This is a genomic window from Amycolatopsis echigonensis, assembly GCF_014174495.1.
GTDB classification, from domain to species: Bacteria; Actinomycetota; Actinomycetes; order Mycobacteriales; family Pseudonocardiaceae; genus Amycolatopsis; species Amycolatopsis echigonensis.
Genome location: NZ_JACJHR010000146.1, coordinates 1 through 10776, shown reverse-complemented (window position 1 = coordinate 10776; position 10776 = coordinate 1). Strand labels below are relative to the sequence as shown.

At 69.5% G+C, this 10776-nt stretch carries 12 protein-coding genes; 1 reads left to right on the top strand and 11 read right to left on the bottom strand.

The window, feature by feature from the left end:
- From H5411_RS44415 to H5411_RS44390, 6 genes are all read right to left on the bottom strand, one after another.
- A partial coding sequence (locus tag H5411_RS44415) for a phosphatidate cytidylyltransferase (protein ID WP_183127711.1) occupies positions 1–836 on the bottom strand: 836 nt, incomplete at its 3' end.
- On the bottom strand, positions 836–1393 hold the full coding sequence (frr, locus tag H5411_RS44410) for a ribosome recycling factor (RefSeq protein WP_009074501.1): 558 nt from the start codon (positions 1391–1393) through the stop codon (positions 836–838). The genes H5411_RS44415 and frr, both read right to left, overlap by 1 nt.
- A 49-nt stretch (positions 1394–1442) precedes the next feature.
- The gene (gene pyrH, locus H5411_RS44405) at positions 1443–2189 is read right to left on the bottom strand and encodes a UMP kinase (protein WP_101435129.1); all 747 of its coding nucleotides are present in this window, start codon (positions 2187–2189) and stop codon (positions 1443–1445) included.
- A 96-nt stretch (positions 2190–2285) separates the two neighbouring features.
- Entirely contained in the window at positions 2286–3101 is an 816-nt protein-coding gene (gene tsf, locus H5411_RS44400) for a translation elongation factor Ts (RefSeq protein WP_101435130.1), read from the bottom strand.
- An 82-nt stretch (positions 3102–3183) separates the two neighbouring features.
- A complete protein-coding gene (gene rpsB / locus H5411_RS44395; protein WP_101435131.1) occupies positions 3184–4074 on the bottom strand; it encodes a 30S ribosomal protein S2 in 891 nt (296 codons plus the stop codon).
- 356 nt (positions 4075–4430) lie between these two features.
- A complete protein-coding gene (locus tag H5411_RS44390; RefSeq protein WP_101435132.1) occupies positions 4431–5015 on the bottom strand; it encodes a hypothetical protein in 585 nt (194 codons plus the stop codon).
- Positions 5016–5679: 664 nt separating this feature from the next.
- On the opposite strand from H5411_RS44390, the gene H5411_RS48215 reads away from it, so the two are divergent.
- Positions 5680–6195 (top strand): murein hydrolase activator EnvC family protein, encoded by a 516-nt coding sequence (locus H5411_RS48215; RefSeq protein ID WP_376772297.1) that lies wholly within the window; start codon positions 5680–5682, stop codon positions 6193–6195.
- Between the two features lie 152 nt (positions 6196–6347).
- Here H5411_RS48215 and H5411_RS44380 read toward each other — a convergent pair whose 3' ends face one another.
- The 5 genes from H5411_RS44380 to H5411_RS44360 form a co-directional block, all read right to left on the bottom strand.
- Positions 6348–7331 (bottom strand): FliA/WhiG family RNA polymerase sigma factor, encoded by a 984-nt coding sequence (locus H5411_RS44380; RefSeq protein WP_183127709.1) that lies wholly within the window; start codon positions 7329–7331, stop codon positions 6348–6350.
- Positions 7306–8325, bottom strand: a complete 1020-nt coding sequence (locus tag H5411_RS44375; protein WP_376772295.1) for a tyrosine recombinase XerC — start codon at positions 8323–8325, stop codon at positions 7306–7308. Before H5411_RS44375 ends, H5411_RS44380 begins: the two co-directional genes overlap by 26 nt.
- Positions 8326–8376: 51 nt before the next feature.
- Complete coding sequence (gene dprA, locus H5411_RS44370) at positions 8377–9549, bottom strand: DNA-processing protein DprA (protein ID WP_101435134.1); 1173 nt, start codon at positions 9547–9549, stop codon at positions 8377–8379.
- Positions 9546–9761, bottom strand: a complete 216-nt coding sequence (locus H5411_RS44365; protein ID WP_143271361.1) for a hypothetical protein — start codon at positions 9759–9761, stop codon at positions 9546–9548. Before H5411_RS44365 ends, dprA begins: the two co-directional genes overlap by 4 nt.
- A gap of 534 nt (positions 9762–10295) precedes the next feature.
- A partial coding sequence (locus tag H5411_RS44360; protein WP_183127706.1) for a magnesium chelatase subunit ChlI family protein occupies positions 10296–10776 on the bottom strand: 481 nt, incomplete at its 5' end.

Genomic DNA, 10776 nt, shown 5'->3' with positions numbered 1-10776 from the left:
ATCGAACCGGCGAAGCCCTCCCAGGACTTCTTCGGGCTGATCGTCGGCGCCATCGGGTGCTTGCCGCCGAGCACGCCGGCGATGTAGCCGCCGGTGTCGGAGGCGACCACGGCGATCAGGAACGTGAGCACGCGCCCGACGCCGTCGTGCGGCGGCACGAGCATGGCCGCGAACGCGCCGAACAACGGCAGGTACGCGGCGGCGAAAACGGAACCGCTGACGTCGCGCACGTAGCCCTTCGCACCGCCGGGCAATCGCCACAGCAGGCAGGCGAGCACGGTGAGCACGAACGCGGTGAGCGCGCCTTCCCGGCCGAACGGCCAGGCCAGCCAGATCATCGCCTGCCCGCCGACCAGCACCGGGATCAGCGCGACCTTGGTGTCCGCGACCCGACGCAGCACGCCGGAGAACTCGAAGGTGCCGACCGCGATCGCGGCGGCGATGACCCCGATGAAGAGGAACCGGACGGTGAGCAGGGAAACGATGATCGCGGCCCCGAGCAGCAGCCCGACGCCGATCGCGGCGGGAAGGTTGCGCCCGGCCCGGGACGCCTTCTTCTCCGGTCCGGCTTCCTCGCCGGAGCCGGGGTTGCCGCCGGACGCGGCTGGTTCGCCGTTCGCGGGAACGCCCGCGGCCGTCGCGCCGGTCCCGTTTTCCGCCTTCGCCGACGCGGCACCGGATTCCGCGCGCGCGTTCGTCGCGGATTCCGATTTCCGTTGCCCGGCAGGGGGTTCCGGAGCCGGTTCCAGCCGCGACACCGGGTCCGGCCCGGCGGCCGGGTCCGGTGGCGGGATGTCGCCCACCCGCTCGTCGCGTTCCTCGCTCACCTGGCTCATCAGACCTCGAGCAGCTCGGCTTCCTTGTGTTTCACCAGCTCGTCGACCTGGTGCACGTAGGTGTCGGTGAGGTTCTGCAGCTCCTTCTCGGCGCGCGCGACCTCGTCCTCGCCCGCTTCGCCGTCCTTGGCGATGCGGTCGAGTTCTTCCTTGGCCTTGCGGCGGATGCTGCGGATCGAGACGCGGGCGTCCTCGCCCTTGCCCTTCGCGACCTTCACCATCTCCTTGCGCCGCTCCTCGGTGAGCTGCGGGATGACGATGCGGATGACGTTGCCGTCGTTGCTCGGGTTGACGCCGAGGTCGGACTCGCGGATCGCCTTCTCGATGGCGTTCAGCTGCGTCTGGTCGTAAGGCTTGATCAACGCCATCCGGGCCTCCGGCACGTTGACGCTGGCCAGCTGGTTCAGCGGCGTCGGCGCACCGTAGTACTCGACGACGATGCGGGAGAACATCGACGGGTGGGCCCGCCCGGTGCGCACCGACGTGAGGTCTTCCTTCGCGACGGACACCGCTTTTTCCATCTTCTCCTCGGCGTCGAGGAGGGTCTCGTCGATCACGGCTACTCCCGGTGTTGTGTTGTCGGACCTGAGCTTGATCCCAGCAGGTCTAGGCGGACGCCTCGTCGGCGGGGGTCGAGACCAGCGTGCCGATCCTCTCACCGCCCACCGCGCGGGCGATGTTGCCCTCGGTGAGCAGGTTGAACACGATGATCGGCATTTTGTTGTCCATGCAGAGGCTGAACGCGGTGGCGTCGGCGACCTTGAGGCCGCGCTCGAGCACCTCGCGGTGGCTGATCTCGTGGAACATCTTCGCGTCCGGGTCGGTCTTCGGGTCCGCGGTGTAGACGCCGTCCACGGCCTTGGCCATCAGCACGGCTTCGCAGCCGAGTTCGAGCGCGCGCTGCGCGGCCGCGGTGTCGGTGGAGAAGTAGGGCATGCCGACGCCGGCGCCGAAGATCACGACGCGGCCCTTCTCGAGGTGCCGTTCCGCGCGGCGCGGGATGTAGGGCTCGGCGACCTGGCCCATCGTGATCGCGGTCTGCACGCGGGTCGGAAGGCCTTCCTTTTCGAGAAAGTCCTGCAGCGCGAGGCAGTTCATCACGGTGCCGAGCATCGCCATGTAGTCGGCGCGGTCGCGGTCCATGCCGCGCTGGGACAGCTCCGCGCCGCGGAAATAGTTGCCGCCGCCGATCACCACCGCGATCTGCACCCCGGTGCGCGCGACGTCGGCGATCTGCTGGGCGACGGAGTGCACGACGTCGGGGTCGACACCCACCGCGCCGCCGCCGAACATCTCGCCGCCCAGTTTCAGCAGCACCCGGCGGTACCCGCCCTCGACCCGGTCCTCACCCATGTCTGTCGCCTCCTGCCCCTCGGTAGACCCGACTGTGCCCCGTCCCCGACGCGCGGAGACGGGGCACAGTGCCAGAACCTAGTCCCAGTGCCTCGCTCAGGCCTGGCCGACCTCGAACCGGGCGAACCGGGTCAGGGTCACGCCGGCCTCGTCGAGCAGGGCCTTGACGGTCTTCTTGTTGTCCTTGACCGACGGCTGCTCGAGCAGCACGTTGTCCTTGTAGTACGCGTTGACCTTGCCCTCGATGATCTTCGGCAGCGCCTGCTCGGGCTTGCCTTCCTCGCGGGCGGTCTGCTCGGCGATGCGGCGCTCGTTCTCGATGATCTCGGCCGGCACCTCCTCGCGGGTCAGGTACTTCGCGCGCAGCGCGGCGACCTGCATCGCGGCGCCGCGGGCGGCGTCGACGTCGTCGCCGGTGAACTCGACCAGCACGCCGACGGCCGGCGGGAGGTCGGAGCCGCGGCGGTGCAGGTAGATCGCGGTCTGGCCCTCGAACGACACCACGCGGCGCAGCTCGAGCTTCTCGCCGATGCGGGCCGAGAGCTCCTGCACGACCTCGTTGACCGGCTTGCCGTCCAGGTCAGCGGCCTTCAGCGCCTCGACGTCGCTGCTCTTCAGCGTCTTCGCGGTCTCGACGATCTTCGCCGCGAGCTGCTGGAACTCGTCGTTCTTGGCGACGAAGTCGGTCTCCGAGTCGAGCTCGATCATGACGCCGCCGTCGCCGGCGACCAGGCCCTCGGCGGTGGCGCGCTCAGCGCGCTTGCCGACGTCCTTGGCACCCTTGATGCGCAGGAACTCGACAGCCTTCTCGAAGTCGCCGTCGTTCTCCTCGAGGGCCTTCTTGCAGTCCATCATGCCCGCGCCGGTCATCTCGCGCAGGCGCTTCACGTCAGCGGCGGTGTAGTTCGCCATCGTGTTGAATCCGTCCGTTTCAGGTACGTGTGCGGTGAGCGCCGTCCGGGCGGCCCTGCGCGGACCGCCCGGACGGGGTGGATCAGGAGTTGGCCGGAGCCTGCTCGCCGGTCGCTTCCGCGGTCTCGGTCGCGGCGGTCTCGGCGGTCTCGGTCGCCGCGGCGGCCTCGGTCGCGTCGGCGGCGGCGGTCTCCGAGCCCGCGAGGAGCTCCTTCTCCCACTCGGCCAGCGGCTCGTCCGAAGCACCGGTCTCCGGCTTCGCGTCGGCCGAGGCGCCGTTGCGGCCGGAACGGGCCATCAGCCCGGCCGCGGCGGCCTCGGCGACGACCTTGGTCAGCAGCGCGGCGGAACGGATCGCGTCGTCGTTGCCCGGGATCGGGTAGTCGACCTCGTCCGGGTCGCAGTTGGTGTCGAGGATCGCGACGACCGGGATGTTGAGCTTGCGAGCCTCGCCGACGGCGATGTGCTCCTTCTTGGTGTCGACGATCCACACCGCGGACGGCACCTTGGCCATGTCGCGGATGCCGCCCAGGGTCTTCTCGAGCTTGTCCTTCTCGCGGGTCAGCGTGAGGATCTCGCGCTTGGTCAGCCCGGTGAAACCGCCGGTCTGCTCCTGGGCCTCGAGCTCCTTCAGGCGGAGAAGGCGCTTGTGGACGGTCTGGAAGTTGGTCAGCATGCCGCCGAGCCAGCGCTGGTTCACGTAGGGCATGCCCACGCGCGCGGCCTCGTTGGCGATCGCTTCCTGAGCCTGCTTCTTCGTGCCGACGAACATGATGGTGCCGCCGTGCGCGACGGTTTCCTTGATGAACTCGTACGCACGGTCGATGTAGGTCAGCGTCTGCTGCAGGTCGATGATGTAGATGCCGTTGCGCTCGGTGAAGATGTAGCGCTTCATCTTCGGGTTCCACCGACGGGTCTGGTGCCCGAAGTGCACGCCGCTGTCGAGCAGCTGCTTCATGGTGACGACGGCCATTGCCGGAATCACACCTTCTCTGTACTCGCGCGCTCCCGCTGTCGGTCTTCGATCCGCCGGCGGAGGCGCTGTTCCGGTTAGTCGCCCGCGACCGGGAGGCCACGAGCCCTGGTGCCGCAGCCGATGCCCGGACCCGCGGGTTCGGCAGTGCGAAACCCCAGGGACCGCCGGACACCGTGCGCCCTCCGTCCGGGTTCCCGCCGAAGCGGCCCGTCCGAGGACGCGCGCATGTGCACGCGAAGTCAGCCCAGCGAGTGGACTGCGGAATTGATTCTACCCCCTGCCACCAGGCCCGTCCCTGCGGGCGGCCTTCGCCCTCCCCGGGGTTGTCCACAACTGTGCCGGCCTGTGGACAACTAGCGCTGAACAGCGAGTTCCGGTCGGCCGGTGGCTGAGGATGGGGACATGACCACGACCCGATCTTTTCCCGCTGACTCTGCTGCGGCCGCTGGCCCCGCTGGCCCCGCTGCCCCCGCGGCTCCCGGTGCCCCTGCTGCCACGGTTGCCACTGCTACCGCTGTTGCCCGCCCCGCCGACTCGCCCGCGGCTTCCCTGCCGCCCTCGTCGACACCGAGCACGGCCCGCTCAACGCCCTCCCCCGTTCCTCGCCCGGACAGAGAGGCGAGCAGCCGATCCGATCCGCCGTCGCATTCGCCCGCGCCTGATCTGCTGTCGCTCAGCCAGCCCCGCCTGAATCCGCCACCGCTCAATCCGCCCACGCTCAATCCGCGCAGCCTCAATCCGACGCCGACGATCGCGTCGCCGTCGGCGAAGACGACTTTGTCGTCGATGTCGGCGTCGCCGACGGCGGAGTCACCGTCGATTTCGACGTTGGCGGAGTCGACATCCGCACCGAGGTCGACGCCGTCGGCGGCGGCGATGTCGGCGGCGCTGTCGGCGGAGTCGCTGTCGGCGGAGTCGCTGTCGGCATCCGCATCCACGTCGCCGTTGCCGTCGGCGCAGTCATCGTCAATGTCGGCGATGTCGAAGTCCGCGGCGTCGGCGAAGTCGGCGAAGTCGGCGAAGTCGGCGAAGTCGGCGAAGTCGGCGAAGTCGGCGTCGGCGAAGTCGGCGTCGGCGGAGTCGGCGAAGTCGGCGTCGGCGGAGTCGGCGGAGTCGGCGGAGTCGGCGGAGTCGGCGGAGTCGGCGTTGCCATGGTCGGCGTCCGCATCGCCGTCGCTGGAAACACCTCACCCGGTGGTCCTGGCTACCGGCGCCCTGCTCGCTCAGCACCCATCCGCGGCCACCGCCCTCCTGAGCCCTGGCGACACCACCCCACCCGCTGTCTCAGCGCGCTCGCTCCCTCGGGGCGGCCGTCACCGCAAACCACCCGCTAGACCGCGTAGAATCCGCACGGCACTCCTCCGCGCCTGGACCCGCGCGACCTCCGCGGCGAGCACCGCCACCCGCTACGCCCTCTTCGCCTCCCGCAGGCTCGTCCGCCCATCCCACCGACCGGCAACGAACCTGCTGCCGAGGATCCGAATCTCCCTCCCCTGCGATTTCAGCTGGGGCCACCCCCCACTGCGCCTAGCCGGACCAAGCGGCGAGCTCCCGCTTTTCAGCTCGCCCAACCGAAAAAGCACCACCCGAACGTGGCTGATCCTGGCGACGGTATTGACCCTGTCCGCAGGCTCAGCCGCCCTGTTCACCTCCCGAGCCGACGCCGCCCCGATCCAGCCGACTCCGGAAGAGCCCGGCCGCCTGGCCTGGCCCTTGACGCCCCGTCCACACGTCACCCGCAACTTCGAACCACCCACGACCCCGTTCGGCCCAGGCCACCGAGGCGTAGACCTGGAAGCTGCGGCCGGACAACAGGTACTGGCCGCGGACATGGGCGTAGTGGTCTTCGCCGGCCAAGTAGCAGGCCAAGGAGTAGTTGCCCTGGACCACGACGGCGGCCTCCACACGACCTACCTCCCCATCGCCCCGACAGTCGCCCCCGGAGACCAGATCTATCGCGGCCAGCCGCTGGGAACCGCAACGCCAGGCCACCCCGGCTGCCCAACCGCCGCCTGCCTGCACTGGGGAGCCCGCCGCGGCACGGAATACATCGATCCGCTCGCCCTGGTCGGTACCCCCAGCCGAGTACGCCTCAAGCCGTGGGCAGAAGGCCCCTGACACCGCGGCAATAACGGCTGCGTCCCTCGCCCCTCGGCGCAGTCGCCTCAGTCAGCACGGTCGCCGCAACCGCCGCAACCGCGGCAATCGGTGCAGTCGGCAGGATCGCCTCACTCACCGCAGGCGGCACGGTCGGCGCAGCCGCCCGGAAGTCAGTTGCTGGGTTGCTCCATCAGCTTGGCGCGCAGCCGCATCACCGCGCGGGTGTGCAGCTGGCTCACCCGTGATTCCGTGACGCCGAGGACTTTGCCGATTTCCGCCAGGGTCAGGCTTTCGAAGTAGTAAAGGCTGACGACGATCTTGTCCCGGTCGGTGAGCTGGGCGATGGCTTCGGCGAGCTGGCGGCGGTTGTCCTGGTCCACCAGGACGGCCACCGGGTCGACGGCGCCGTCGTCAGGGAGAGTGTCGACCAGCGAGCCAGCGTCTTTGCCTGCCGCGACAAGGTCTTCCAGGGCCACCACGCTGGTGAGGCGGAGCTGGCCGTAGAAGTCGCGGAGGTCGTCGAGGCTGATGCCCATTTCGCCGGCTAGTTCGGCGTCGGTCGGGGTTCGGTGCAGGCGGGCGCCGAGGCGTTCCAGGGCGCGGGCGGTTTCCTTCGCCTTGCTGCGCACCGCGCGCGGGACCCAGTCCTGGGAGCGCAGGTCATCGAGGATGGCGCCCCGGATGCGTTGCATCGCGTACGTCTCGAAGCGCAGGCCGCGTTCCGGGTCGAATTTCTCGATCGCGTCGACGAGCCCGAAGATGCCCGACTGCACGAGGTCGCCGACGTCTACGTGCGTCGGCAGACCGGTGCCGACCCGGCCCGCGACGTACTTCACCAGCGGTGCGTAGTGCAGCACCAGCCGGTCGCGCGACGTCTGGTCCGGTTTGTCGGCGAACTGCTGCCACAGCGCCTGAATCCCCGCGTCGACATCCTGACCAGGACGACCGTCCCCGTTGGCGGCGTCCTGCACGCCGGGGCGTGCCGCCCCGGCTTCCGTGACCTGCGATGTGGAAGTCATTGCACGGTCGTTCTCGGCGTGCTGATCAGTGTGGTCTCCGTGCTCGTGCGGATGCGCGTGCGCCGGCGGCTCGGCCCTGCCGTCCCCGGCCGAGCCGCTGCCGGCCTCTTCAGGCCCGCGGGTGTGCTCGGTCATGGATCGCCTTCAGCCGATCGACGGTCACATGAGTGTAGAGCTGGGTCGTGGCCAGCGTAGCGTGACCAAGCAGTTCCTGAACGCTCCTGAGATCCGCACCTCCTTCGAGGAGATGTGTCGCGGCGGAATGCCTTAGTCCGTGCGGCCCCATGTCCGTTGCGCCCGGCACCGCGGCCACCGCCTCGTGCACGACGCGCCGTGCCGCGCGCGGGTCCAAGCGCTTGCCGCGAACGCCCAGGAAAAGCGCCGTCAGCGGCGTTTCCCCAGCCAGCGCAGGCCGTCCGTCCTCCAGCCACGCGGTCAGCGCCTCGGCCGCCGGGACGCCGAACGGGACTGTCCGCTCTTTGTCTCCCTTGCCCACCACCGAAACCACGCGACGGGAAAAGTCCACGCTGCCGACGTCCAGTCCGCACAACTCCGACACCCGAATGCCAGTCGCGTACAGCAATTCGACCAATGCGCGGTCACGCAGAGCAACCGGATCCCGTTCGGCTGCCCCTTTCGCGGAGGCGTCCATGAGCGCGTCGGCCTGCTCGGCCCGGAGCACGCCGGGCAGGGTCCGGTGCGTGCGCGGCGCGGCCAGCCGACCGCCGGGGTCCGACTTCAGCAAACCGGTGCGGTGTGCCCAAGCCGTGAAGGTGCGCGCGGCCGCAGCGCGGCGCGCGAGGGTGGTGCGCCCAGCGCCGTCCGAGCGCTGCCTCGCGAGCCACGCGCGCAGCTGCGTGACGTCCAAGTCCTCAAAGCGCCGCGCGAGACGGTCGTCCTCCCCCACGGTCAGGAATGCCAACAGCGAAACGACGTCGCCGACGTACGCGCGCACGGTGTGCGGCGACAGCCCACGCTCCAGCGACAGATGCCGTTCGTAATCGGCCACTACCGACTCGGCGGACTCCGGCAACTCTGCGCGTAGAGCACGAAGATCGGGGCGTGGCGGGTGTTTCCGGTGTCCACCGGGACGCGGAACCGCGTCCTTGCGTGCACTCGCTGACGGCATGGCGATTACGCTGCGCGAACCATCGCCATTGGTCAAGCATCGCCACGCCCATCATCGGTTGGCCGTTCGGACGATCTGCCGCCAGCCGGTCTCGCCGCGCACCGCGAAGCCGTCGACCTCCAGTGCGGGCAACAAGGCGCGAACTCGGGAAACGGGCACGCCAGCGCTTTCCGCGACCTCCTCCGGAGCCCGGCCGGCCCGTGGAAGCAGCGCGTCGTAAACCCTCGACGCCTCCGGTCCGAGATTGTCCGTGGGCCGCCGGCTCGACTCGGCCGCGGGAGCCGCCGTGCCGAACCGGCCCACGGTTTCGAGCACCTCGTCGACTGAGGTGACCAACGTGGCCTTGCAGTCCCGGATCAGCGCGTGGCAACCGGCTGAACTGCCCGAATGCACTGATCCCGGCAACGCCATGACAACCTTGCCGAGCGCACCCGCGATGGTGGCGGTGTTGCGCGCACCACTGCGGATTCCGGCCTCCACAACGACTGTGCCATCGGTAAGACCTGCGATAAGGCGGTTGCGCACCAGAAATCGATGACGCGCGGGCGGCGTCTTTGGCGCGTACTCACTGACGAGAGCGCCGCCCTCCGCGACGATGCGGTCCAACAGGTCTCTGTTTCCCGCGGGGTAGGCATAGTCGACGGCACAGCCGAGCAGCGCGACCGTGACGCCTCCACCATTGAGCGCGCCGCGGTGAGCGGCGGCGTCGATGCCTAGGGCCGCACCGGAGAAGACCGGTATTTGTCGGGTTGCCAAGGCGTGACCGAACTCGATGGCGTTGTGCACGCCGTAGTCCGTGGCCAACCGAGCGCCGACGACTGCTACCGCACGGTCGGCGACTTCGGCCAGGCTTGCGTCGCCGCGCACCCAGAGTCCGAGCGGCGCGGCGACGTGCTTAACACCGTTTCCGGCTGCTACCGCCAGCGATAGCAACGGCCACGCGGGCCATTCGTGGTCTTCGGGAACCACTAGCCGGGCACCTGATTTGGCGGCCTCCTCGAGATCTTGTTCCGCGATCGTGGATTCCCGCCGCGCAGCCGTTTCACGAAGGACCGGCTCGGGACAGTCCCCGGCCCGGACCCGCTCGGCTGCCGCGACCGGGCCGTGTTCGCCGACGAACTCCAGCAAATGCGGCGCCGGTGGTTCAGCGACGCCCAGCAGATACGCGCGAGCGAGCCTCTCGGAGTCGGTCGCCGCAGTCTGATCTTCGACGGCGATGCTCACGCCGCACCTCTTCGACCACCAGGATTCTCGGAGCGGACCACTGCGAGATGCCGGTGCAACGCCAACTGTTCTCGAACCCGGACCGGGTCATGTTCGGGCCGGACTTCCCGCCGCCGGACCGGGTGCAGATGCCGGACGATCTTGTGCTGCGGCGTCTTCGGCCTGCGGTGCCGGGTGCGCGGGGACGAGGGCGGGATGGCTCGGTTGGACATGGGGCTTTCCTTTCGGTGAAGGTCCGGCGGCGGGTTTGCCTGGCCGGGTTGGGACATCTGGTCGGGACGTTGGTCAGTGGGGCCGGGTTGGTCCCGAGGCGTTCGCCGCAGCCAGCACGGACGATTCGGTGCTGTCCGGGATGGGGACATCTAGTCGAGCCGCTGGCGCGCACAGACCGGGTTGGTTTCGGTCATTCGCCGCAGGTGGATTCGGTCTGGCCGGGTTGGGACATCTGATCGGGACTTGGGTGAGCGGGATCGGGTTGAGTTCGGCGCGTTCGCCGCGGCCAGCACGGGGGCGTTCGGCTCTGTCCGGGGTCGGGACGTCTGGTTGAGCCACTGGCGCGCGGAGACCGGGTGGATTTCGGGCGTTCGCCACCGCCAACGCGGCCTCGTGGCCGGACGTGCCCGCCGACCAGCTGTGCGCGCAGGAGGCGAAGACCCCGGCGGAGTTTGCACAAGGGTTCGGGCGAGCGGGAGGCGTCGAGAGCGGGACTGGGCGTTGGGTTCGGCGGGCGGGATGACCTCCAGGCGCTAGCCGGTTTTGCGTTCTCGGAAGTCCAGGGCTGCGGTGACGTGGTCGGTGTCGGGTTGGGGAAGGGCGGCCAGGTCGGCCAGGGTCCAGGCGATGCGCAGGCATCGGTCGGCTCCTCGTGCGGTCAGGAGGCCTCGGTTCAGGGCGCGGTCCAGGACTGCGGTCGCGGGCGGCGGCAAGGCGAAGTCACGGCGAAGGACGGGGCCTGGCACTTCGGTGTTCGACTGCCAGCCGTGTTCGTGCCAGCGGTGTTTGGCGCGGTCTCGGGCGGCTAGGACTCGGGCTCGGACGGCTGAGGAGGGTTCGGGGGTGGTGGATTGATGGGCGGAGATCGCGGTCAGGGGGCGTAGACGGACGCGAAGGTCTACTCGGTCCAGGAGGGGGCCAGAGAGCCGCGAGAGGTAGCGGCGGCGGGTGGTTACTGAGCAGGTGCAGTCGGTTTCCCGGGGAGGGGCGCAGGGGCAGGGGTTGGTGGCCAGG

Bases quoted from the DNA above. Each gene is read 5' to 3' on its own strand.
- pyrH (WP_101435129.1), bottom strand. From the start codon at position 2,189: ATGGGTGAGGACCGGGTCGAGGGCGGGTACCGCCGGGTGCTGCTGAAA.
- tsf (WP_101435130.1), bottom strand. From the start codon at position 3,101: ATGGCGAACTACACCGCCGCTGACGTGAAGCGCCTGCGCGAGATGACC.
- rpsB (WP_101435131.1), bottom strand. From the start codon at position 4,074: ATGGCCGTCGTCACCATGAAGCAGCTGCTCGACAGCGGCGTGCACTTC.
- H5411_RS44380 (WP_183127709.1), bottom strand. From the start codon at position 7,331: ATGACCGAGCACACCCGCGGGCCTGAAGAGGCCGGCAGCGGCTCGGCC.
- H5411_RS44375 (WP_376772295.1), bottom strand. From the start codon at position 8,325: ATGCCGTCAGCGAGTGCACGCAAGGACGCGGTTCCGCGTCCCGGTGGA.
- H5411_RS44365 (WP_143271361.1), bottom strand. From the start codon at position 9,761: ATGTCCAACCGAGCCATCCCGCCCTCGTCCCCGCGCACCCGGCACCGC.